We start from the raw sequence: 23,395 nt of genomic DNA, 5'->3' as shown, positions 1-23,395 counted from the left end.
AAATTTGCGGAATTATTATACAATATTGAGTTAAATATTTTTTATTTTTTGTTCTAATAACGCTTTTAGTAATTTATAAAATATTGCTCAACTTAAGGACAGGATTAAAAAATGAATTCAAGAGAAAGACTTCAAACAGTATTAGAGCACAAACAGCCGGACAGGCTCTGCGTTGATATCGGCGCTGGCGGTCAGACTGGTATAGGTATATGTGCTCTGGACAAGCTTAGAAAAGCGGTAACAGGTGATGAAGACTATACCTGCAAGATCTGTGAGACATTCCAGATGCTCGGCGAGGTTGACGATGATCTCAAAAGAAAGCTTCAGCTTGATGTTGCAGGGATTTATCCGCTGTATGATATGTTTGGGCTTGAAACGGGCAAGTTCAAGAAATTCAAGATGCCTGTTGACGGAACAGAGTGCCTTGTGCCTGAGGGTTTTAACTACACAGTTAACGAAAACGGCGATGTGTATATGTATCCCGAAGGAGATACATCCGTCCCGCCTTCGGCAGTTATGCCTTCAACGAGCTATTTCTTCGATTCTATAGACCGGCAGAAGCCAGTCGAGGAAGATAAGCTGAACTACCTGGACAACTGCGAGGAATTCGGGCTGCTCAGTGAAAAAGAGCTGAATTATTTCAAGCAGCAGGTAAGCTGGTACTACAATAACACAGAATTCGGGATTTATGTAACCCTGCCGGCAATGGCTTTCGGTGATATAGCGCTTGTGCCAGGACCTTTCCTGAAAGATCCCAAGGGGATACGTGGCGTCGAGGAGTGGTATATATCCACAGCTATCCGCAAGGATTATATTATGAAGGTTTTCGAGAAGCAGTGTGAGATTGCTCTTGAGAATATCGAGCTTTTGGCTGATACGCTGGGAGATATGCCGCAGGTTGTGTTTGTAACCGGAACAGATTTCGGCGCCCAGCGGGGCCCGTTTATATCTCCGGAAACCTACAGAGAGATGTATAAGCCTTTCCAGAAGGCAATAAACGACAAAATCCACAAGCTCACCAACTGGAAAGTGTTTATGCACTGCTGCGGTTCTATCGCCCCGCTGATTCCCGATATGATCGACGCGGGCTTTGACGTGCTCAATCCTGTTCAGTGCTCTGCTGAGAATATGGATCCTCAGATGCTCAAAGACGAATTCGGCGAGCAGCTTGTATTCTGGGGCGGAGGAGTTGACACACAGAAAACACTGCCCTTCGGCACCCCTGAAGAGGTGTACAAAGAAGTGCGAGAGAGGATTGATATATTCAATGAGGGCGGAGGCTACGTATTCAACAGCATACACAACATCCAGAGCAACGTGCCTCTGGAGAATTTGATCTCTATGATCAAAGCGGTTGATGATGCACGCGGACTTAAAACAATATAATAAAATTTGGTAATTAACAGTTTTTAGGTGTTGAAATGGAACTAAGCTTATTTGATGTACTCGTATTCGTAGGATTCTTTGCTGTTGTTATAGGCGTAAGCCTTTTCAAGAGCCGAAAAGAGACAAGCAGCGAGGATTATTTCCTCGCAGGCAGAGGGCTGAAATGGTGGCTGATTGGTGTGTCGATCGTGGCAGCCAACATCTCTACCGAGCAGTTTGTGGGAATGGCAGGCCAAGGCGCCGGAGACGTGGGCCTGGCTGTTTCGAACTGGCAGCTCCTTGGAAGTATTGGTATTGTAGTGATAGCGTTCACTCTGATACCTCGATTTCTCAAGGCCGGCATTTACACTATGCCTGAATACCTCGAATACCGCTACAACTCCGCAGCAAGAGGTATAATGGCGCTTCTTACAGTAGTGGTTTATGTGGCGGTTCTGCTAACGGCAGTGCTTTACTCCGGCGGTATAACGCTGCGTACGATATTCGGGCTCAAGCTCGAATACGGCGTATGGCTTATCGGCCTTCTCGCTGCGGGCTACACGGTCTGGGGCGGCCTCAAGGCTGTAGCATGGGCAGATTTGTTTCAGGGCGGAGCTCTGATTGTAGGCGGGCTGGTTATTTTCTTCTTAGGTCTGCATGCCTGCGGGGGCTGGGAACAGTTTACAGAGGTAAACGAAGACAAGCTTCATATGATTCTCCCCGAAAGCCACGAGAAACTGCCTTGGACAGGGCTTGCCTCTGGTATGTGGATTGTTCTTATTTACTATACGGGGCTCAATCAGTTTATCGTGCAGAGAAATCTCGCTGCTAAGACCCTGCGGGACGGGCAGCTCGGCGTGATATTTGCAGGTGCTTTATGGCTGATTGTTCCTTTTGCTATTGTAATTCCCGGAATTATGTCTAACCAGCTCTACGGCGATCAGATGAGCACGCCTGACGAGGCCTTCCCAATACTGATCCGCAATCTCGTTCCTGCGGGGCTGAGAGGATTTATGTTTGCGGCGATATCCGGAGCTGTGATAAGTTCTCTTGGCTCTATGCTGAACTCCGCTTCGACAATCTTCACAATGGATGTTTATAAAAGGATGTTCGGCGGTAAAGCCGGTCAGAAAGGGCTTCTGCTTCTCGGCCGCTCTATGACTATGATTTTCGTGATAGTAGGCTGTTTGCTTGCCCCGATGCTCGATAATCCAAAGTTCGGCGGGGTTTTCCAGTATATACAGCAATTTCAGGGTTATATCTGGCCTGGCGTAGTTGCGGCGTTCCTTTTCGGTATGCTCGTCCCGCAGGCACCGGCTGCTTCAGGTGTTGTGGCTCTTGTTTCAGGCCCGATTTTCTACGCAATTTTCCAGATGTTTGCGAAAACTCAGCACTTCTTGGTGGATGTGGCGATAAGCTTCAATCTGGTTATCTGTATTATGGGGCTTATGACATTCCTCAGGCCGCTTGAAACGCCGAGAAAGCTGCCTGTGCGGGAGGATATAGACCTCGAAACCAAAACTGATGTTAAGATTTACGGAATTCTTGTAATAGCTGCTGTGATTGCTTTTATCGTGATTTTCAGGTAAAAAGATAAATTCTGCAAAAAGCTTAAAAGTATGGATTGACATAAACAGCAATAAACGTTAAAGTAGAAAGCTGAAAAATGAAACCTCCGGATGATTTACGCCGGAAAAACAGACTAAAAACATAACCCCTCTAATTCTAACCATATTTACCGTTAAGTCAGGCCTCACGGCCTGACTTTTATTTTTTAAGATGTTTATTCAAGCAAGCTAATCCAAAACAAAATCTCTGCTTACAGTATCTGCCACAGAAAATCCTTCCGGAGTGAGGCGGAAGCCTGAGAGTGTTTTTTCAAGTAAACCTTCGTTGATGTTTTTTTCAATCTCAGAAGAGAATAGTTTTTCGAAATCGAAACCTGTCTTATCGCTGAATTCGGGGCTAAGAATTCCCCTGTTTGTTCTGAGCATCAGAACTGCTGTCTGCCATGCATATTCTTTCTCTGTCAGCACTTGGCACTCTCTTTCCGGATTCCCACCGGCAGCAATATACCCTTCAACATCAGCTGGATTGCTGAATCTTTTGCCCTCACAGAAGCTTCCGGCGGATGCCCCTAAGCCCAGATACTGCTCTGAACGCCAGTAGTTCCAGTTGTGCAGGCATTCAAAATCAGGCAGGGAAAAATTTGAGATCTCGTACTGATATAACCCTGCTTCTTCGAGCCGGTGAATCAAATGCTCGTACATTTTTCTATCGAGCTGCTGGTCGGGAAGTTTCAGCTTGCCATTCTTCACTGCTTCAGCGAGGGGTGTGCCCTGCTCTACAGACAGGCTGTATGCGGAAATATGGCTGGGCTCGAAGCTCAGAGCAATATCCAAATCTTTTGCAAAATCTTCGAGAGTTTGAGAGGGAAGCCCGAAGATCAAATCAATATTGAGATTTTCTATTACAGATTCGCCTGCTGCATCAAGGGCGTTGAGATTTTCGGCTCGCGAGCCTTTCCTGCCCAAAACCTCAAGCGATTTCTCTGAAAAGCTCTGCACGCCCACAGAAAGCCTGTCCACAGCGAAGAGCTCCGCTGTAATAAGTTTATCTCTGGTGAGATGGCGGGGATTCATCTCAACTGTAAACTCAATGGGCGAGAATTTCTCTGCAAACATACTCAGCAAAGCGCTGAGATTCTTATCGGAAAGAATTGAAGGGCTCCCGCCGCCGATGTAAATTGTTTCAAGCGAATCTTCATCAATATCAAAGCTGTCAAGCTCGTTTTGCAAAGCGTTCAGGTAGTCTTGGTGTACATTCTCATCCGTTTCGGGAATTGAGTAAAACCCGCAGCAGCCGCACTTGTAATCACAGAACGGGATGTGAACGTAGAGACTCGCTGTTTCAATCATTATAAACCCCTAATCGACTATACTTTCTATGGTTTTTCTGTCCGCAAATTCGGTGATTAGCCTCTGGCCTTTGTTCAAATCATCTGGCTGTTTTACAATAAAGTTATCTTCTGCATTTTTTGTGAGAGTGAAGCCTCGCTGCAGAACAGAGCGGGGATTGAGGACTGTAAGCTTGCTTTCAAGTTTATCGAGATCATTTACAGAGCTGTTCAGCCGGCCTGTAAAGGCTCGTTCCAGATGGCTCTGGTTTTTCTCTATCCTGCTCTGGGCTGTCTTCATGAGGCTGTAGAGCGAGCTTCCGGCAAGCTGATTCTGGAGCTGCGAAAGTTCGGATTTCCTGCTTAGAAGCGTTTCAGACAAGGCCTGCCTGAGTTTCCCAGTGAGTTCATCGAGCTGCTGTGATTTATAGTTTATTGCATATCTTGGATTCTTGAATACAGCCGAGGCCTGAATTGTTTCAAGCTGCTGGGAGGCCAGAGCTGCCCTTTTTCGGAGGTCCTGCTTGAGCCTGTTTTCAAGCTCATCAAATTTTGCCTCGAGCTCTGATTTGTCAGGTACGGCTATAAAGCCCGCTTTCGTAGGCGTTGAAGCCACGGCATCTGCGGCCATATCGCTAACTGTTGTGTCAATTTCATGGCCGACAGCGCTTATCACAGGCAGATTAGAAGCCGCAATCGCCCTTGCCACGGCCTCCTCGTTAAAGCACCATAAATCCTCGAGGCTCCCGCCTCCCCTGCCGAGGATAATCAGGTCCAATGAAAATCTTTCCCGCAGAGCATTCACCCTTGCAATGCCAGCGGCGATTTCCTTCTCAGCCCCCTTCCCCTGCACCGGTACGGGATAGAGATAGAGCTTTGCGCAGGGGAAACGTGAATGTATGCTCTCTGAAATATCCTTCACTGCCGCTCCGCTGGAGCTTGTGATAACCGCAATATTGAACGGGTATTTCGGCAGCGCCTTTTTTCGAGAGTCTTCAAAAAGCCCCTCTTCCTTGAGCTTTCTGCAAAGCTGTTCGAACTTGATCTGGAGACTGCCAACCCCTGCCGGGCTTATGTGCTGGCTTATAAACTGATATTTCCCGTAAGGCGAATAGACATCTATATGTCCTGAACAGATCACAGAGAGCCCGTTTTCAAGTTCAAAACCGAGCTTTGAAACGTTAGATTTCCACATAATGCAGGGAAGCTGGCTGTTTTTGTCTTTGAGGGAGAAATAGATATGCCCGCTTGAAGGCCGCTTGAGGTTGCTAACCTCCCCAATAACGGACATATACGCAGGAAGGCTTGATTCAAGCGCAACCTTAATCATATTGTTTATCTGAGTAACGGTGTATTGATTTTTCATATATAGAAATTATAGCTGTGATAAAATCATTTACAAGAAAAGGAAATGAGTTGAACTGTCAGATATAAAGCGTAAGATTAAAATTTTATTCGTTTAATGCAGGTAATGATATGCTGTTCTCCAATAAAAGAATAGCCATAACAATGGGCGATCTAAACGGAATCGGCCCTGAGATAATTGTAAAGGCGCTTTACGATTCCGTGATAAGGCTTCAGGGCAGATTCTATATTTACGGCAGTGATAAATATTTAACCAAAGCTGCCCGCGAGCTGGGTATAGAGAGGTTCTGGTCTGTCTGCTCGCCGGGTAATTTCCCGGAAAAGGAGAATCAGGTTACCGTTTTTGATTACGGCTTCTCTATTGGCGGAGGAATTCGCGAGCCTAACGAAGATTCCGGAAGGGCCTCGCTTTTATTTTGCAGTGATGCGATTTCTGATGTTTTTGCGAAAAAGCTTGATGCCCTTGTAACCGCCCCGATACACAAACAGAGCTGGAAAATGGCCGGCGCAAAATGGCCCGGGCATACCGAGCTGTTGACCCATAAAACCGGCTGCAAAGATTCGGCGATGATGTTTGTATCCAGCGAGCTGAAAGTGGCTCTTGCAACTATCCACTGCGCTTTATCAGAAGTGCCCGCCAGGCTGAGCATAAAGAAGATTACAAACACGCTCGAACTGCTCAATCAGACGCTTGTAAAATATTTCGGCATAGAGCGGCCGAGGATAGCAGTTGCAGGGCTCAATCCGCACGCCGGCGAAAGCGGGAGATTCGGGAAAGAAGAGAGCAGAATCATAAGGCCGGCTGTTGTGGCGAGCAGGGAAAACGGGATTGATGCTGACGGCCCGAGCCCGGGAGACACACTTTTCACCAAAGAAAGCAGAGACAAATACGACGGATTTCTTGCAATGTACCACGATCAGGGGCTTATACCCGTGAAGACACTCTCAATGAACGATGCGACAAACGTTACTATAGGGCTGCCTGTAATCAGAACCTCACCCGCCCACGGAACAGCATTCGACATTGCAGGGAAGGGAAAAGCCGATGAGGCGAGCATGAAAATGGCGATCCGCGTTGCTGCGATGATGGTTGACCGAAAACGCAAATTCCAGTCTGAAAAGTAGTTCACCGTGCAGAGTAAGCAGCAGATTCAAAGCATACTTGCCCAGTGCGGGGCAAGGCCGGACAAAAAACTCGGCCAGAATTTTCTCTTTGATACGAACCTGATTAACTTTCTGGTTTCTCAGGCGCAAATCACAAAATCTGATGCGGTGATAGAGGTTGGTCCGGGAACGGGAAGCCTCACCGAAGCTTTGGCTGAGGCCGCAGGCGGAGTTGTGGCGGTGGAATACGATAAAATGCTTGGCAAGTGCGTCAGCGAGCGGTTCAAAGATTACGAAAACGTCAAGATAATCTGTGCAGATGCCCTTCAAACAAAGAACCAGCTCAACCTTGATTTGATTGCTGAAGCGGAAAAACTCCAGAGCTCTCTTAATGGAAGGCTTATTCTCGCAGCAAACCTGCCTTACAACATAGCATCTTCAGTTATGATTAACGCTGTTACAGGACGTCCGTTTGCAGGCCAGATGTATGTAACGATACAGAAAGAGGTTGGCCGGCGGATGACAGCCCCGTGCGGAAGCAAGATCTACGGGCCTTTGAGCATTATAATTCAGGCTCTTGGTGAGGTCGAAATCCTGAAAACTCTCCCTCCGCAGGTTTTCTGGCCTCCGCCCAAGGTGGAGTCTGTGATGGTTAAATTTGAAAAAAATATGTCAAAAACTGCACGCATTAAGGATATATATCTTTTAAAGGAAACTGTGAGTCTGTTTATGGGGCACAGACGTAAAACTCTCAGAGCCTGCTGCCGGCTTGCGGACGGGCAATTATCGCAAGTTGAAAACTGGGAAGATATTTTCCGGAAGGCTGAGATTGATTCAAACTTTAGAGGAGAAAAGCTCAGCCCATCTGAATACGTTGGGCTTTCCAATATATTATTCGATTTATTACAAACTCGATGAAAGGTTCATTAATGACTCTAAACCGAAGAGATTTTCTAAAAGCCCTGCCGCTTGCATACTGCTCAGCGGCCTACGGGGACACACTGAAAAAAACAAAAAAGCCTAACATTCTGGTAGTTTTAGTTGACGATATGGGCTACTCAGACCTCGGCTGCTACGGAAGCGAGATATCAACGCCTAACATTGACAGGCTCGCTGAGGAAGGCGTTCGCTTCAGAAAATTTTACAATACTGCCAGATGCTGCCCGACGCGGGCATCTCTTCTGACAGGGCAATACCAGCACAGCGTGGGCATGGGCTGGATGACAGCCTCTGATCTGGGAACAGATGCCTATCAGGGCGAGCTGAACGATGAGTGCATCACAATAGCTGAAGGGCTCAAACCGGCAGGCTACACTTCTTATATGCTCGGGAAATGGCATGTAACCTTCCATGAAAATATGTCTAAAGACGGGGATAAATCCTCATGGCCTCTCCAGCGCGGCTTTGATCATTTCTACGGCCATCTCACAGGCGGAGGCAGCTACTACAATACACCGACAATGACAAAAGACAACAAGAGAATCGAACTCAAAGACGGTGAATACCTCACAGACAGAGTGGCAGAAGAAGCGGTTGATTATATAGACAATCACTTTGAGGAGAAAGCCGCAGATCCGATGTTTATGTATCTTGCGTTCTATGCACCGCACCGTCCTCTTCAGGTGCCTGATAAATACCTCCAAAAGTATCAGGGCAAGTATATGATTGGATGGGACGAGCTCCGCAAGAGACGCTTCAAGAAGCAGAAAGAGATCGGACTGTTTGATGAGACATACAAGCTCTCTCCAAGAGACCCGAGAGTGCCTGCTTGGAAGGATATTCCGAATAATAAGAAAAAGCTTTGGGATAAGCGAATGGCGGCATATGCCGGCCAGATTGAATGCATGGACTACAATCTCGGTATGGTGCTTAATAAGCTTAAAGAAAAAGGCGAACTGGACAACACGCTCATTATGTTCCTCTCTGATAACGGCGCTTGTGCTGAATCTGCAGGCAAAGGAAATATCGAAACTATAGGCAAGCCCGGCGACAAAGAAAGCTATAAGATAAACTGGGCTAATGCCAGCGACACCCCGTTCAGGAAATACAAAAAGGACACGTACGAAGGCGGAATATGCACGCCTCTTATTGTTCGCTGGCCAGGGAAAGTGAGCGGGAAAGGCGGATATACAGACGAATATGGGCATGTAATCGATATACTCCCCACCTGCCTTGACGTTGGCGAAGCGGTATATCCCAGCAAACACAAGGGCAATCCAATCAACAAACCGGATGGCACAAGCCTTATGCCTGCTTTCAAAGGCGGAAGTATGCCCCGCAGACCGCTCTACTGGGAACACGAGGCCAACAGAGCTGTACGTTACGGGAAATGGAAGCTGGTATCTCCCGGGCAAAACAAAAAGCCCTACGCAGGCCAGTGGTATCTTTACGATATAGAAAAAGACCCATGCGAGCTGAATGACCTCTCGGAGAAATTCCCCAAGCTGAAAAAGAAAATGATAGAGCTCTGGGACTCCTGGGCCAAGAAGAACGGCGTTTATCCGCTGGACAACTCCGGCTGGCGACCAAAGATTAAGAAAAGCGTTAGATGATAATTCAGGGCGGCAATTGAGCCGCCCTTTTTTATGCGACAGCTGAACAGGACTTCCAATACCAAATGGCCTGTTTTAAGTGTCCGTTTTGAACAAAACGGATGGTTTGATATTAAGGGAAAAGTGATTAAACTTTGAAATAAAATTAAGTGCAATACAAGGGTAAACAATATGCGGATTCTACTTACAAACGATGACGGGATCTTCTGCGAATCTCTCCACTGCTTATACAGGCAATTAACCAAACTGGGGGATGTTGAAGTGGCAGCTCCTCTTACCGGTAAATCCGGCGCAAGCCACAGCCTTACATTGAGCCCGATAGTATGTGAGAAGGCTTCAGTTGACGGGCTTTTCAACGGCTGGGCTGTCGAAGGCACGCCGGCAGACTGCGTTAAGCTTGCAGTGCTGGAGCTTTTCGACGGACAGTTCGACCTCATAGTATCGGGAATGAATATCGGCTCGAATGCTGGGGTTGATATGCTCTATTCAGGCACTCTTGCAGCTGCTGTGGAAGGTGCTTTTTACGGAATACCGTCAATCGCAGTTTCAGCACGTATCGGACAGGAATCGATCGAAGAAGCTGCTGAGGAGGGTTTCAGGGCAATCGAAATGATAGCAGAGATTATGCAGCCGGGAGACGTTTACAACATAAACGTGCCCTGCTTGAGAGAATTTAACGAAAAGAAGATTGCTTTTGTTCCTCAAGCGGAGCAGGTTTATAAAGAGAAATACTTCAAGGGCATAAACGAAGAGGGCAAGAAAACATACCAGATTATGAGCGAAGAAGACGCCCTTGCTGAAGAAGAAACCGACAGAGAAGCAATAATGAACGGATATACAACAATCACACCCGTAAAATACTTTATGACCGACAGAGAAAAACTTGAACAGCTCAGAGCAAAGTTCACTGCCGGCGAATACACCAGCTGAAGCCCCCTGAAACTCAATTACTATGCAAAAAAGTTATAAAAATTTTTTATTTTGTGAAAAATTGAACAACAAAAGCTTGACTTTTGCATTATAATGTTTTTAATAAACATATAAAAGAGTATTAGGTGTTGATTTATTCGAGGAAAGAAATTTCCGGGAGTAAGCCTTTATGGCAACTAACAAAAACTGCATTGTAAGGATTTCACGTTATAAAAACGCTTTAACAAGACTGAAATCGCTCGGTTTTGTTAAAGTATTTTCGAGCAATCTTGCAGATGCTACAGGAACCTCCTCTGCACAGGTTCGAAAAGATTTCTCACTGTTCGGCATCACCGGCAACAAGCGCGGCGGGTACAACATAGACGATTTGGTCGAACAGATGAACACAATCTTCGGCAAGCACGAGGTTCACAAGGTTATTATAGTGGGCTTTGGGAATATAGGCAAGGCCTTAATGAGCTATAAGGGCTTTGAGAAGGAATCAATCAAGATAGATGCGGCTTTCGATATAGACAGCTCAAAGGTGAATGAGAAGGCAGAGATCCCTGTTTACCCCTTTGAGAAACTTGAAGAATATATACAAGAAAACCGCATAAAGCTGGGTGTTATTTCGGTGCCTGATGTGGCGGCTCAGCAGGTTTTTGAAGTAATGAAGAGAGCTGGGATAAAGGGCGTATTGAACTTTGCCCCTATAAATTTGGGCAGCAGCGACGAGGTGGTTATAAACAATATCAACCTCGAGATGGAGCTTGAAAACCTCATCTACTATGTGATAGCAGCTGAGAAAAATAAGGCTCAAAATAATAATGATATTTGAAACTGCGGTTAAACGCAGTTTTTTTGGCGTATTAAAACAAGTAATTAGTGAATCTTTTGAAAGGATAGGATAAAGGTGTCAGATCCAATCCAAGCTATTCAGGAAATGCGCAGCGGCGCTGATGAAAGTTATCAGCACGAGCGCGAAGGGATAAAGCACGAGATATTCGTTGGTATGGCAACCTGCGAGATCGCTGCGGGTTCTCGAGAAGCAATGAAGGTGTTCAACGATGCAATAGAATCCGGCGAACTCAAGGATGCCAGGGTTTCACGCAAGGGCTGTGCGGGCAGGTGTAATGTAGAGCCTACCGTAGAAATAGTTACCGGCGGGAAATCGTACAGGTATATAAAAGTAACGCCGGAAAAGGCGTCTGAGATAGTTCAAAAGCATCTTATAGGCGGAGAGGTGATCACAGAATGGCTTCAGGGCGAATACGGAAGCGAGAAGCCCGAAAGCGACAACCTTCATAACCGCTCTTACGGGAGGTTCGGTGATTTGCCGGTTTTCGGGAAGCAGCTTAGAATTGCCCTTCGAAACTGCGGAATCATTGATCCGGAAAATATCGACGAATACATCCATCACCGCGGATATGAGGCACTTGCAGAGGTGCTGAAAAATTTCAAGCCCGCAGATGTTATAGAAAAGGTTAAAGAATCCGGTCTTCGCGGAAGAGGCGGCGCAGGTTTCCCCACAGGTCTTAAATGGGACATCACCGCCAAATTCCAGGACGAGGAGATGTACGTTATATGCAACGCCGATGAAGGCGACCCTGGGGCATTTATGGATCGGAGCACGATTGAAGGCGATCCGCATTCAGTGCTTGAGGGTATGCTTATAGGCGCTTACGCAATCGGGGCAAGCAACGGAATCATCTATATCCGTGCTGAATACCCGCTTGCCATCAAGAGGCTTGAAATCGCCATTGGGCAGGCAAAGGAAAGAGGGCTTCTCGGGAAAAATATTCTCGGGTCTGGATTCTCTTTCGATATCGAGCTCAGGCTTGGCGCTGGAGCGTTTGTTTGCGGCGAGGAAACCGCCCTTATCCATTCGATAGAAGGACGCAGGGGTATGCCCAAGCCGCGGCCTCCATATCCTTCTGAGAGCGGCGTATTCGGCAAGCCTACGCTTATCAACAATGTTGAGACTTGGTCTAACATTCCTGCGGTACTGCTGGACGGTACAGAGTGGTTCTCCACAGTGGGAACGGAGAAGAGCAAAGGCACGAAAGTATTCGCTCTTGCAGGAAGAGTTTACAATACGGGGCTCGTGGAAGTTCCGATGGGAACTACGCTCAGAGAGATGGTTTACGATATCGGCGGCGGAATTCCGGACGACAAAGAATTCAAAGCCGTTCAGACCGGCGGTCCTTCAGGCGGCTGCCTGCCTGAAAGCTATCTGGATACAAAAATCGATTACGACTCACTCGCTGCAGCGGGTTCTATTATGGGCTCCGGCGGTATGATTGTAATGGATGAGACATCCTGCATGGTGGATGTGGCGAAATTCTTCCTCGAATTCACTCAGGATGAATCCTGCGGGAAGTGCACACCCTGCCGTGAAGGAACAAAGAGGATGCTTGAGATTCTCACCCGCATCACTGAAGGCAAAGGCCGGGCGGGAGATATTGAAAAGCTCGAAAGGCTCGGGACTATGATCCAGAAGGCCTCGCTTTGCGGGCTCGGGCAGTCTGCCCCGAATCCCGTGCTCAGCACAATCAAAAACTTCAGAGATGAATATGTTGAGCATATTGAAGAGAAGAAATGCCGTGCAGGCGTCTGCAGCGCACTGCTCGGATACAGCATCAACGACAACTGCGTAGGCTGCGGGGCATGCAAGAAGGCCTGCCCGGTTGATGCAATCTCGGGCGAGAAAAAGGGCAAGCACGTTATCGATCAGGATAAGTGCATAAAGTGCGGACAATGTTACGAAGTTTGTAAATTCGGTGCAGTTGACAGAGGATAAGACAAATGGACTTAATAACCATACATATAGACGATATAGAATATAAAGTGGAACCCGGCCAGACGATTATGCAGGCCGCAGACAAGCTCGGCTACAAGATACCGAGGCTTTGCTATCATCCCAAGCTCTCAATCGAAGGGGCCTGCAGGGTTTGTATTGTGCAGGTGGAAGGGGCAAGAAATTTCTCTGCCTCCTGCGCTACGCCTGTTAGAGACGGGATGAAGATCTATACCAACACCCCGGAAGTAAGGCGGGCAAGGCGTGATATCGTAGAATTGATTCTCGATAATCACCCGCAGGACTGCCATACCTGTGAGAGAGACGGCATATGCGAGCTCCAGAGGCTCTCTTCTTCTGTTGGTATTCAGAAAAGGCATTTCGAGGGCGAGAGGAAAGAATACAACGAGGACTACTCTTCGATTTCAGTAGTGCGGAATCCGAACAAATGCATTCTCTGCGGCAGATGCGTGAGGATGTGTTCTGAGATACAGGAAGTAACGAATCTCGGCCTTGCAAACAGGGGCTTTAAGACAGTGGTAATGCCGGCATTTGATATGCCGATGAGCGAGAGCGTTTGCGCAGCCTGCGGGCAGTGCGTGAATATCTGCCCCACCGCTGCATTCCTCGAGAACAACAGCTGTCAGGACGTGTTTGATCTTCTGGGCGATAAGAGCAAGGTTAAAACAGTTAACGTAGCTCCTTCAGTGAGAGCATCTATCGGCGAGGCTTTCGGGCTTGAGCCGGGGAGGGATATGGAAGGCCAGATATTTGCAGCCCTCCGCAAGCTCGGCTTTGACTACGTTTTCGATACAAACTTCGCAGCAGACCTTACGATTATGGAAGAGGCCAGCGAGCTTGTTCACCGAATCAAGAACGGCGGAACGCTCCCGATGCTCACCTCCTGTTCAAGCGGCTGGATGAAATTCGTAGAGCAGTTCTATCCTGAGCTTCTTGAGCATCTGTCAACCTGCAAATCTCCGATGAGTATGGCAGGGGCAGTGATAAAATCATACTTCGCAGAGAGCTTAGGCGTTAAGCAGGACGATATTGTGAATGTAGGCATAATGCCCTGCACAGCGAAGAAGTTTGAGGCTTCAAGGCCGGAGCTCGATGTTGACGGGATCAAATCTACTGATGAAGTGTTAACTACAAGAGAGCTCGCTTGGATGATCAAAAGCGCAGGGATAAACTTCGTTGATATGGAGCCTGAGAAGCCGGACAATCCGCTCAGCGTTTATTCAGGCGCAGGCGTTATTTTCGGAGCAACAGGCGGCGTGATGGAAGCTGCAATCAGAACAGCTCATTATATGATCACAGGCGAAGAGCTGGGCGAGGTGAATGTAGAAGCGGTCAGAGGTATGAAGGGCATCAAGAAGGGATCAGTTATGATCGGCGATATGGAAGTACGCGTGGCAGCAGCCCACGGGCTGGGAAATGCCGAGAAGCTTCTCAAGGAAGCCAAGGAACATCCCGACAGATACCACTTCATCGAAATAATGGCCTGCCCGGGCGGCTGTATCGGCGGAGGGGGACAGCCCTATCCGCTAACAAACAGCATCCCGCTGGACGAGGAATGCCTCGCCAAGAGGGCCTCCGCCCTTTACAGCAGCGATGACACAAACGAGATCAGGGTTAGCCATGAGAACCCCGATATCAAGAAGCTCTATGAGGAATACCTCGGCGAACCCCTCGGTGAGATTTCACATAAATACCTTCACACCCATTACAAACCGAAGGAGCCCAAGGGAGTTATTCCAACTGAGCTGCTCTCAAAATGTTAGGGAAATAAGACTTAGAGCAGGCCGGAAACTCGCCGGCCTGCATAGAAAGAGGTTTCAAAATGGACACAAAAAGCTGGATAGAAAACAGAATCAAGCAGGATGAGATTGATAAGTACCTCGAGAATGGGGAAGACTTTATCAACACCGAAGAGATTGAATCTGTACTCGCCGGCGCTGAGGGAAAAGAGCCGGAGCCGGCAAGGGTGCGTGAGATAATCGCCAAGAGCCTTAACGTGGAGAATCTCACCCCGCAGGAAACTGCCGAGCTTCTCAACGTTACAGACCCTGATATGCTTGCTGAGATGCAGGAAGCGGCTCTGAAGGTCAAGAAAAAGGTTTACGACAACCGGATTGTTACCTTTGCCCCGCTTTATATGTCTAATCTCTGCGTGAACAACTGCTCCTACTGCGGTTTCAGGACTGAAAACGAGCAGTCCTCCCGCCGAGCCCTTTCAATGGAAGAGGTGAAAAAGGAAGCGGAAGTTCTGGCTGGGAAGATCGGTCATAAACGGCTTATCGTTGTTTACGGCGAGCACCCAAGCACAGACGTGGATTATGTGGCTGATACGATCAACACCGTTTACAGCGCAAAGATGCCCACGAAAAAGGGCTACGGCTCAATCAGGCGTGTCAACGTGAATATGGCTCCTATTCAGATTGATGAACTCAAATATCTCAGAGACGTTGGGATAGGCACATATCAGGTGTTTCAGGAGACATACCACAAACCTACTTACGCCAAGGTTCACCCCGCCAACACGATCAAAGGCAACTACCGCTGGAGGCTGTACTGTATGCACAGGGCTCTGGAGGCAGGAGTTGATGATGTGGGAATCGGGGCTCTTTTCGGCCTGTACGACGACTGGAAATTTGAAGTGATGGGTCTTTTGTATCATTCAATAGAGCTGGAAGATAAATTCGGGATTGGGCCTCATACAATTTCATTCCCTCGAATTGAACCGGCAGTGAACACACCTTACGTATCGCAGTGCAAAGGCGTGAGCAACGATGATTTCGAGAGGCTGGTAACAGTAGTCCGGCTTGCGGTCCCGCATACAGGGCTTATCATTACTTGCAGGGAAGATGCAGAGTTTAAGGATAAATGCCTCAGCTACGGCTGCACCCAGACAGACGCCTCATCCCAGATCGGAATCGGCGGGTATGCAGAGCTTGCAGAATCGGCGCAGGAAGAAATCCGGCAGCAGTTTGTTCTCGGGGATACCAGAAGCCTTGATACGATGATAGGCGACTACGCCGAGAAGGGAATGATCACCTCATTCTGCACAGCAGGCTATCGCTGCGGACGTACGGGCAAGTGCATTATGAACCTGCTTAAGTCAGGCGAAGAGGGCAAATTCTGCAAGCTTAATGCAGTGATCACCTTCCGCGAATGGCTTGATGATTTTGCCGGCGAAAGGACTAAGCAGCTCGGCGAAAAGGTTATCCAGAAAGAGATCCGGGAGATCAAAGAACAAAGCCCTGAAAAGGTTTATCAGCAGTTTATGAGCAATTATGAACGAACGCTGAACGGTGAAAGAGATATTTATTTTTAGTAATTAGTGTTTAAATAATAAAGAAATAGGAGATAATATTATATGCCCGACTATACAGAACTCAAGCAGTATATAGACAGCCTGAGAGATAAGCCGCACTTCGAGTCATACCTGATTGCAGTGCTTCACAAGGCTCAGAAGCTCTACGGATATCTAACCCTGGATGCAATGAACATCATCTCAGAGCAGATGAACATCCCAACGGCTCATATATGGGGCGTTGCTACATTCTACAGCTTCTTCAACCTCTCAGAAAAAGGCAAGCACAATGTAGCGGTATGCATGGGAACGGCCTGTTATGTTAAGGGAGCAAATGTTGTGCTCGATACGCTCAAGAAAGAACTGGGCGTGGAAGTGGGCGGAACAACGGAAGATATGCTCTTTACTCTTCAGGAGGCCCGCTGTGTTGGTGCTTGCGGGCTTGCTCCAGTGATGATGATTGATGACGAAATCTACGGTGACCTCACACCAGATAAGACCGTAGAGATAATCAAATCATACAGAGAAAATGCAAAAGCTGCGGGATAATATTCTCCCTGGTTTGGCGAATAATTTAAGGGGGCTAAATGCCCCCTTTTCTATTCTCCAGCAGCGGAGAATCGGCGATTTTACTGCAAAATCGCTATGAAATAGATTGACAAAAAAGCACTGGAAGTTATTCTTAAAACTTCGTTTACAACGGCTGATATGCGGGTTTGATTTTCATTGATTTCAGTCCGCCGGCGTATATCCCTACTAAGCACTTTTCAAAGACCGGAGATTTTTATGGTTCAAAAGATTTGGCTCAACGGCTCGCTTGTTGACCAAGAGAATGCCAAGGTGTCTGTATTAGACCACGGCCTTCTTTACGGAGATGGAGTATTTGAAGGTATTCGTGTTTACAGCGGAAAAATATTCCGCGAAAAGCAGCACATAGACAGGCTCTACAGCTGTGCAAAGTATATCAGGCTCAATATCAAAATGAGCAAAGAGGAAATGATAGACGCAATGCACAGGACCGTTGAAGCCAACGAAGTTACCGACGGGTATATCCGCCTCGTAGTCTCCAGAGGTGCTGGAACTCTTGGCCTTAATCCGTTTCACTGCCCTGAGCCGACGGTGTTTATCATTGCCGCAAACATACAGCTATACCCCGAAGAGCTGTATGAAAACGGGCTTTCTGTAGTAAGCTCTTCATATATGAGAAACCCTACTCAATGCGTACCTCCGCAGGTTAAGAGCCTCAATTATCTCAATAACATACTCGCCAAAATCGAAGCGATAGACAATGATGTGCTTGAAGCGATAATGTACAACAGCCAGGGGTACGTAGCCGAAGCCACGGGTGATAATGTTTTTATCGTGAAAGACAACATAGTCTGCACTCCTCCGGTTCAGGCAGGCTCGCTTAACGGTATTACCCGGCAGGTTGTCCTCGAGCTCGCAGAGCAGGCCGAATACAAAACAGTTGAGAAAAATCTCACAAGGTTCGATCTCTACTCATCAGATGAGATGTTCCTCACGGGAACTGCTGCTGAGGTGATCGGTGTTGTGAAGATTGACGGACGGATAATCGGAGACGGGAGCCCGGGGCCTATCACAAAAGACCTTAGAAAAAGGTTCTACACCTGCGTAAATGAGTAAGATTCGTCAGGCTCTGGGGCTGTTTTCGGCTTCTGCGCCTGTTAGTTGGCAACAAGCAATTATTGGGTTTATCATGGCTGATAACAATAAACTTGCGGAAAGACTTAAGCATCAAAGAGAGCAGAAAGATTTAGGCATAGACCAGCTCTCAAAACAAAGCGGTATCAGCGCCGAACAAATCAGGAAACTTGAAGAGGGCTCTCGTGCCCCATCCCTCGCTCCGCTTATCAAAATAGCACGCGGGCTGGGAGTTCGCCTCGGAACTCTGCTTGATGACGACCCGGGGCTGAGCCCTGCAGTAGTAAGGGGAGAGGAATCTGAGAAGGTTGTGCGTTTCAGCGGAAACTCTAAGGCAGCAGGGGAAAGCGAGCTGGACTTCACAAGCCTTGCCTCTGAAAAAAAAGACCGCCATATGGAGCCGTTCATCATCAGCGTGAAATATTCAGGCAGCGTTGACCGAAGCCTTTCCTCGCATGAGGGAGAGGAGTTTATATACGTGCTGGAGGGGAATATAGAGATCGATTACGGCAAGCATAAATACAGCCTTTCTCAGTCGGACAGTATATACTATGATTCGATAGTACCCCACAACGTGCACGCTATGGGCAAAGATGCCAAAATACTTGCAGTGGTTTACACACCTTTTTAAGGCCTTAATTTATGACAAACCAGCTTTTTACCCGAAATACGCTGGGCGGATTTCTCACAGACCTGTCCCGCAGAAGCCCCGATAAAGACTTCATCATATACCCCGACAGAAATCTGAGATGGACATACAGGGAGTTTGATGAAAGGGTAAACAGGCTCGCCGCAGGCCTCTTAAACACAGGGATAGTCCAAGGGGATCACGTGGGAGTATGGGCGAGGAATGTGCCGGACTGGCTGACATTTCTATTCGCTTCTGCAAAGATTGGTGCCGTGCTGGTAACGGTGAATACGCTTTACAAGAAATTCGAGCTGGATTACGTTTTGAAGCAGTCTGACATGAAGGCCCTTGCAATAGTTGACGGCTGCAAAGACGTTGATTATGTGCAGACTGTTTACGAGCTCGTGCCCGAGCTGAAAACGCAGAAAAGAGGCGAACTCAAAAGCGAGAAATACCCTGAGCTCAGAAACGTTATCTACATCGGGCAGGAAAAACACAGGGGGATGTATAACACCAGCGAGCTTATGATTCTCGGCGAGCATACAAGCTGGGAGAAGGTTTATCAGAATGCATCAAATCTTGATTCTGATGAGGTGGTCAATATACAGTACACCTCCGGCACAACCGGCTTTCCCAAGGGCGTTATGCTCACTCACTCGAACATACTCAACAACGGCTACTACATCGGTGGAAGGCAGAAACTCACCAGCGCCGACAGGGTATGCCTGCCGGTGCCTCTTTTCCACTGCTTCGGGCTTGTTCTCGGTGTTATGGCAACGCTCACTCACGGGGGCACGCTCGTAATACTCGAGCAGTTTGACCCTCTGCTCGCCCTTGCAGCAGTTCAGAAGGAAAAATGCACGGCCATTTACGGCGTGCCTACAATGTTCATCTCAGAGCTTAACCACCCAATGTTCGATATGTTTGATCTTTTCAGCCTTCGTACGGGGATTATGGCAGGCTCGCCCTGCCCTATCGAAACAATGAAGAGCGTTATGAACAAGATGCACTGCGATGAGATAACTATCGCTTACGGGCTCACTGAGGCCTCTCCCGTGTTTACGCAGACCAGCACGGACGATCCGATTGAGAGAAGAGTTGAGACTGTGGGAACGAAACTCCCGCATATCGAGGTGAAGATTATAGACCCCGACACAGGCGAGAAGCTCGGACCGGGAGAACAGGGCGAAATCTGCTGCAGAGGATACAATGTAATGAAGGGCTACTACAAAATGCCCGAAGCCACCGCTCGAACAATAGACAAAGACGGCTGGCTGCACAGCGGCGATCTGGCAGAGGCTGATGAACAGGGCTACTACAAAATAACCGGCCGCATAAAGGATATGATCATCCGCGGCGGCGAGAATATCTACCCCAGGGAGATTGAAGAATTCCTTTACACAATGCCTGAGATACGGAATGTGCAGGTAGTGGGCGTACCGGATGAGAAGTACGGCGAGGAAGTTGGGGCATTTATTATCCTCGAAGAAGGCTCGGATGCAAAGGCTGAGGACATCAGGGACTTTGCGAGAGCCAAAATCGCAAGATACAAATCTCCAAAACATATCTTTATCGTTGATGAATTTCCCATGACAGCAAGCGGAAAGATCCAGAAGTACAAGCTAAGGGCAAGGGCGGAGCAATTATCCAAAGCAAAGTGAACCAGCCGATCCTCAAGCCGGCAGCTGTTTACTTTTCAAAGGTTTAACCGCTATGCGAGGAATCGTGAATAAACAATATTCACCAAGCATTCCCGCAAAAAAACAGAGGAAATGACGAGGATATTACGCACACTTAACCCCCTTGCAGTGTTTGCAATTGCCGGCCGAATACTTATATTTCAGCTTACCAATATTACCATAAGAAAATTTTCAAGTTTTTAATCTATGATTTAGCCTTAAAATGAACAATTACAAAGACGAATATACTGCCGCAGGAATCGAATTTTTAACATTAGCCGGCATATCAATGATAGCTCCTTTATGCGTGTACCTCGATATCACCGTTCTGGACAGACGCCTCTCGGAGGTTTCTGCAACGGAAATAATGCAGCTTGTGATTCTCTTTATATGCGGGCTGGCCTGCACGAGGAATGCGTTTCGGTTTGCCAACTGCCGCGGGATGTACACGCTCATAGCAGGCTTTTTCTTCTGTATGCTGATTCGTGAGATGGATGCCTTTTTCGATCAGATAAGCCACGGCTTTTGGGTATGGCCTGCCCTTGCGGCAGCAGGATTTTCAATATGGCTCTCGGCAGCTAAATACAGAGACAGCCTTCTGCTGCCTTTCAGGGAGTTTTTAAAGAGCAAAGCATTTGTACATATGGCCTACGGAATGGTGATAGTTCTGTTTTTCAGCAGGGTATTCGGCAGCGGCCGGCTTATATGGAACTCAATAAGCGGAAGTATAGACAGCTCGCTTTATAAAGGTGTAATACAGGAAGGGCTGGAGCTGTTGGGATACGTTTTCATTCTTAATGCAGTGCTCAAGCTCTATGGATACTGTCGAGACTTCAATCTCAAAAGCAGGAGCTGTGAAGACTGAGATTTCAGCTTTCCAGAAATGCTTCAATCACCTCATTCAGGATAAACGGATCGCCCGTGGCGTGGTCTATCCTTGAATACAGCGGTACATAGAGCCTTTCGCCCTGCTGGTATCTCTGGCCGAAATAGAATATAGGCCTGCCGGTATCTCTTTGATTGAGGTGCACGCCGAAAGAGGTGAAGCGCATATAGCTTAGGTTGCCGATGAACCACATATTCTTCCATATCTCGTTGGGCACTGGCTTATAATCGGAGGGGTTATTGCGGATTTTCTCAAGCCCCGTGCAATACTTCTCTGCAAACTCGGGAAAATCCAGCCTCGCGGGACTGTCTATTATGATTTCCATAAACCGCTTGTCTCCTCCAACAGCAACGGGGAAGAAGAGCGGGAGGTTATCAAAGCAGTACCAGCTTCCTTCAATGTACCTGTAGCGAAGGAACTCAATGCCGGAGGCAGCAAGGAGCAGCTTATACACAAGAAATGCGGTAAACGTTGAGTTAATCCCTGCAAAATCTCGGTCATACCTTTCACGAAGACCTGTAATATCAAGCTGGAGGGTCATATGCAGGTTCGGATCTGCAATTTCGCTTTTATCATGGAAATATTCGAGGGCAAATTTGGGGTAGTCTTTGAATCTTGCGAGATCAACCTTACTGCCCTCGAACATCTCGAGCAGGTCTTCAAGCGAATACCCGCCCTTTACTTCAAAACTTTTCGTATCGCTCATATCATCCAATGCTGTTTACTGCTGAATATTTAACGAATCTGACACCTGCTTTATCACCGAGCCGATCTTCTCGCTTCTTTTCACGCCCCTGTGCTTCCAGTCAACAGTGGCGTTTGCATCGATAAGCTTTTTAACCTTTCTGCAGGCCTGTATTACGGTGCTGTGATTCTTCCCGCCGAAACACCCGCCGATCTCAGGGAATGAAAGGTCTGTGTTTTCGCGGAGGAGATGCATTGCCACTGAGCGGGCAAGGCTCACTGTTTTGGCTTTTGCCTTGGAGCGAAGCTGACTTGAAGACACGCTGAAAAACGAGGCAGTAGTATCGATTATGCCTTCAGCATCCGGCGCAGAGCTCACCCTGCTTACCATATCCGAAATCAGATACTGAGCTGAGCTGAGAGTTATCTTCTTCTCGAGAAGCAGATGCTGGGCGGAGAGCTTCTTTACAGCGCCCTCCAGCTCCCTCACGCTTGCGGATACATTCTGAGCAACGTATTCAACCACATCCTGCGAGATGCTGAGCCCCATCCTTGAGGCTTTTATCTCTACGATCTTCTTCCTCGTTTCGAATTCTGGCATCTCCATTTTTATCACCATACCCGAAACAAACCTGCTTACAAGGCTCTCTGTGAACTGCTCAATCATCGTTGGGTGAGAATCAGAGGCGAGGATTATCTTCTTGTCTGCATGGTCTATGGAGTTGAAGGTATTGAGGAACTCTTCCTGCGTACCCTTCTTGCTTGCGAGGAAATGCACATCATCAATCGCCAAAACATCCACTCCTCTGAAGCGCTTTCTGAAGCTGTTCATATCCTTTCGGAGCGTGCTGTTTACAAACTGATTTGTAAAATCTTCTGCTGATATATATTTGCACTTCAATGAGGGATTGTTTCTCATTGTCTCGTTTACTATCGCCTTGAGCAGGTGGGTTTTTCCGAGGCCGTAGCTTCCGAAGAAAAACAGCGGGTTGTACAGCTCGCTTCCCGAGCTCACGCACGCCTTTGCCGCCCTGTGAGCCATTTTGTTCTTCCTGCCAACAATGAAATCATCAAGATTGTATCTGCCAGTTCCGGCGGGCAGGTCTTCCACCACAACAGGCCTTGCTTTGGGATATTTGAGCGGCTTGCTCGCATTTGCAGGCTTAATGCGCCTTTCGGAGTTTTTCTGAGCCTGCTTGTTTACAACAAAAGAAATACCAACTTCACTGCCCGATACGCTGCTGCCAGCTTCCTCTAAGAGAGCAAGATAGTTCCTCCTTAACATACCTTCCATAAAGGAATTGGGGACCAACACCTGAAGCTTGTCTTTCTCAAAGGACATATCGAGCTGTGAAAACCACAAATCGTATTTTTCCCGTCCAATCTTATCAAGCAAATACTCCTTTGCCTTGGATTCGGGGCTGTCCTTTAGTTTAGTCAAATCGATATCCTTCTTCTTCAGTAAAAATGATTCAAGCACTTCCACAACAGTGCGAAATGATATTCCTAACAAAGGTCTAATCAACAGCATTTCGGGCAGTTTCTTTTCCAC

General features: G+C 47.6%; 19 protein-coding genes. 15 read left to right on the top strand and 4 right to left on the bottom strand.

Features of this window, described 5'->3' with window-relative positions:
* Positions 1-111: 111 nt before the first annotated feature.
* Complete coding sequence (locus tag STSP1_RS00095; protein ID WP_085754393.1) at positions 112-1,386, top strand: uroporphyrinogen decarboxylase family protein; 1,275 nt, start codon at positions 112-114, stop codon at positions 1,384-1,386.
* A gap of 35 nt (positions 1,387-1,421) precedes the next feature.
* Entirely contained in the window at positions 1,422-2,954 is a 1,533-nt protein-coding gene (locus STSP1_RS00090) for an SLC5 family protein (RefSeq protein ID WP_085754392.1), read from the top strand.
* 207 nt (positions 2,955-3,161) lie between these two features.
* Here the strand turns inward: STSP1_RS00090 and hemW are convergent, their stop codons facing one another.
* Positions 3,162-4,283 (bottom strand): radical SAM family heme chaperone HemW, encoded by a 1,122-nt coding sequence (gene hemW, locus STSP1_RS00085; RefSeq protein ID WP_085754391.1) that lies wholly within the window; start codon positions 4,281-4,283, stop codon positions 3,162-3,164.
* Positions 4,284-4,292: 9 nt separating this feature from the next.
* Positions 4,293-5,627, bottom strand: coding sequence for an exodeoxyribonuclease VII large subunit (gene xseA / locus STSP1_RS00080; protein ID WP_085754390.1), 1,335 nt, complete (start codon positions 5,625-5,627; stop codon positions 4,293-4,295).
* Between the two features lie 110 nt (positions 5,628-5,737).
* Here xseA and pdxA point away from each other — a divergent pair, with 110 nt between their 5' ends.
* From pdxA to STSP1_RS00015, 13 genes are all read left to right on the top strand, one after another.
* Complete coding sequence (pdxA, locus tag STSP1_RS00075) at positions 5,738-6,751, top strand: 4-hydroxythreonine-4-phosphate dehydrogenase PdxA (RefSeq protein ID WP_085754389.1); 1,014 nt, start codon at positions 5,738-5,740, stop codon at positions 6,749-6,751.
* A 6-nt stretch (positions 6,752-6,757) separates the two neighbouring features.
* Complete coding sequence (gene rsmA / locus STSP1_RS00070; protein WP_085754388.1) at positions 6,758-7,648, top strand: 16S rRNA (adenine(1518)-N(6)/adenine(1519)-N(6))-dimethyltransferase RsmA; 891 nt, start codon at positions 6,758-6,760, stop codon at positions 7,646-7,648.
* A gap of 11 nt (positions 7,649-7,659) precedes the next feature.
* Entirely contained in the window at positions 7,660-9,282 is a 1,623-nt protein-coding gene (locus STSP1_RS00065) for an arylsulfatase (protein ID WP_161491536.1), read from the top strand.
* Positions 9,283-9,453: 171 nt separating this feature from the next.
* A complete protein-coding gene (gene surE, locus STSP1_RS00060) occupies positions 9,454-10,212 on the top strand; it encodes a 5'/3'-nucleotidase SurE (protein WP_085754386.1) in 759 nt (252 codons plus the stop codon).
* A gap of 169 nt (positions 10,213-10,381) precedes the next feature.
* On the top strand, positions 10,382-11,029 hold the full coding sequence (locus tag STSP1_RS00055) for a redox-sensing transcriptional repressor Rex (RefSeq protein WP_085754385.1): 648 nt from the start codon (positions 10,382-10,384) through the stop codon (positions 11,027-11,029).
* Between the two features lie 105 nt (positions 11,030-11,134).
* A complete protein-coding gene (locus STSP1_RS00050) occupies positions 11,135-12,991 on the top strand; it encodes an NADH-ubiquinone oxidoreductase-F iron-sulfur binding region domain-containing protein (RefSeq protein WP_085754384.1) in 1,857 nt (618 codons plus the stop codon).
* Positions 12,992-12,996: 5 nt separating this feature from the next.
* Positions 12,997-14,772 carry an NADH-dependent [FeFe] hydrogenase, group A6 gene (locus tag STSP1_RS00045; RefSeq protein WP_085754383.1) on the top strand — a complete coding sequence of 592 codons (1,776 nt, stop codon included), beginning with the start codon at positions 12,997-12,999 and terminating at the stop codon, positions 14,770-14,772.
* Between the two features lie 59 nt (positions 14,773-14,831).
* Entirely contained in the window at positions 14,832-16,325 is a 1,494-nt protein-coding gene (gene hydG / locus STSP1_RS00040; RefSeq protein WP_085754382.1) for a [FeFe] hydrogenase H-cluster radical SAM maturase HydG, read from the top strand.
* 42 nt (positions 16,326-16,367) lie between these two features.
* Complete coding sequence (locus STSP1_RS00035) at positions 16,368-16,853, top strand: NADH-quinone oxidoreductase subunit NuoE family protein (RefSeq protein ID WP_085754381.1); 486 nt, start codon at positions 16,368-16,370, stop codon at positions 16,851-16,853.
* Between the two features lie 237 nt (positions 16,854-17,090).
* Complete coding sequence (gene ilvE / locus STSP1_RS00030; RefSeq protein ID WP_085754380.1) at positions 17,091-17,948, top strand: branched-chain-amino-acid transaminase; 858 nt, start codon at positions 17,091-17,093, stop codon at positions 17,946-17,948.
* A 73-nt stretch (positions 17,949-18,021) separates the two neighbouring features.
* On the top strand, positions 18,022-18,597 hold the full coding sequence (locus STSP1_RS00025) for a helix-turn-helix domain-containing protein (RefSeq protein WP_085754379.1): 576 nt from the start codon (positions 18,022-18,024) through the stop codon (positions 18,595-18,597).
* A gap of 11 nt (positions 18,598-18,608) precedes the next feature.
* Positions 18,609-20,255 (top strand): AMP-binding protein, encoded by a 1,647-nt coding sequence (locus tag STSP1_RS00020; protein ID WP_085754378.1) that lies wholly within the window; start codon positions 18,609-18,611, stop codon positions 20,253-20,255.
* A gap of 241 nt (positions 20,256-20,496) precedes the next feature.
* Complete coding sequence (locus STSP1_RS00015; RefSeq protein WP_085754377.1) at positions 20,497-21,138, top strand: hypothetical protein; 642 nt, start codon at positions 20,497-20,499, stop codon at positions 21,136-21,138.
* Positions 21,139-21,142: 4 nt separating this feature from the next.
* Here STSP1_RS00015 and STSP1_RS00010 read toward each other — a convergent pair whose 3' ends face one another.
* Together STSP1_RS00010 and dnaA are read right to left on the bottom strand one after the other, a co-directional pair.
* A complete protein-coding gene (locus tag STSP1_RS00010) occupies positions 21,143-21,865 on the bottom strand; it encodes a CatA-like O-acetyltransferase (RefSeq protein WP_123806937.1) in 723 nt (240 codons plus the stop codon).
* 15 nt (positions 21,866-21,880) lie between these two features.
* Positions 21,881-23,284, bottom strand: a complete 1,404-nt coding sequence (dnaA, locus tag STSP1_RS00005) for a chromosomal replication initiator protein DnaA (protein WP_161491535.1) — start codon at positions 23,282-23,284, stop codon at positions 21,881-21,883.
* Positions 23,285-23,395 lie beyond the last annotated feature (111 nt).

The sequence above is a fragment of the Sedimentisphaera salicampi genome (assembly GCF_002117005.1).
GTDB classification, from domain to species: Bacteria; Planctomycetota; Phycisphaerae; order Sedimentisphaerales; family Sedimentisphaeraceae; genus Sedimentisphaera; species Sedimentisphaera salicampi.
This window is presented reverse-complemented; position numbering and strand designations above follow the sequence as displayed.

Bases quoted from the DNA above. Each gene is read 5' to 3' on its own strand.
- STSP1_RS00095 (WP_085754393.1), top strand. From the start codon at position 112: ATGAATTCAAGAGAAAGACTTCAAACAGTATTAGAGCACAAACAGCCG.
- STSP1_RS00090 (WP_085754392.1), top strand. From the start codon at position 1,422: ATGGAACTAAGCTTATTTGATGTACTCGTATTCGTAGGATTCTTTGCT.
- hemW (WP_085754391.1), bottom strand. From the start codon at position 4,283: ATGATTGAAACAGCGAGTCTCTACGTTCACATCCCGTTCTGTGATTAC.
- xseA (WP_085754390.1), bottom strand. From the start codon at position 5,627: ATGAAAAATCAATACACCGTTACTCAGATAAACAATATGATTAAGGTT.
- pdxA (WP_085754389.1), top strand. From the start codon at position 5,738: ATGCTGTTCTCCAATAAAAGAATAGCCATAACAATGGGCGATCTAAAC.
- STSP1_RS00065 (WP_161491536.1), top strand. From the start codon at position 7,660: ATGACTCTAAACCGAAGAGATTTTCTAAAAGCCCTGCCGCTTGCATAC.
- surE (WP_085754386.1), top strand. From the start codon at position 9,454: ATGCGGATTCTACTTACAAACGATGACGGGATCTTCTGCGAATCTCTC.
- STSP1_RS00055 (WP_085754385.1), top strand. From the start codon at position 10,382: ATGGCAACTAACAAAAACTGCATTGTAAGGATTTCACGTTATAAAAAC.
- STSP1_RS00050 (WP_085754384.1), top strand. From the start codon at position 11,135: ATGCGCAGCGGCGCTGATGAAAGTTATCAGCACGAGCGCGAAGGGATA.
- STSP1_RS00045 (WP_085754383.1), top strand. From the start codon at position 12,997: ATGGACTTAATAACCATACATATAGACGATATAGAATATAAAGTGGAA.
- hydG (WP_085754382.1), top strand. From the start codon at position 14,832: ATGGACACAAAAAGCTGGATAGAAAACAGAATCAAGCAGGATGAGATT.
- STSP1_RS00035 (WP_085754381.1), top strand. From the start codon at position 16,368: ATGCCCGACTATACAGAACTCAAGCAGTATATAGACAGCCTGAGAGAT.
- ilvE (WP_085754380.1), top strand. From the start codon at position 17,091: ATGGTTCAAAAGATTTGGCTCAACGGCTCGCTTGTTGACCAAGAGAAT.
- STSP1_RS00025 (WP_085754379.1), top strand. From the start codon at position 18,022: ATGGCTGATAACAATAAACTTGCGGAAAGACTTAAGCATCAAAGAGAG.
- STSP1_RS00020 (WP_085754378.1), top strand. From the start codon at position 18,609: ATGACAAACCAGCTTTTTACCCGAAATACGCTGGGCGGATTTCTCACA.
- STSP1_RS00015 (WP_085754377.1), top strand. From the start codon at position 20,497: ATGAACAATTACAAAGACGAATATACTGCCGCAGGAATCGAATTTTTA.
- STSP1_RS00010 (WP_123806937.1), bottom strand. From the start codon at position 21,865: ATGAGCGATACGAAAAGTTTTGAAGTAAAGGGCGGGTATTCGCTTGAA.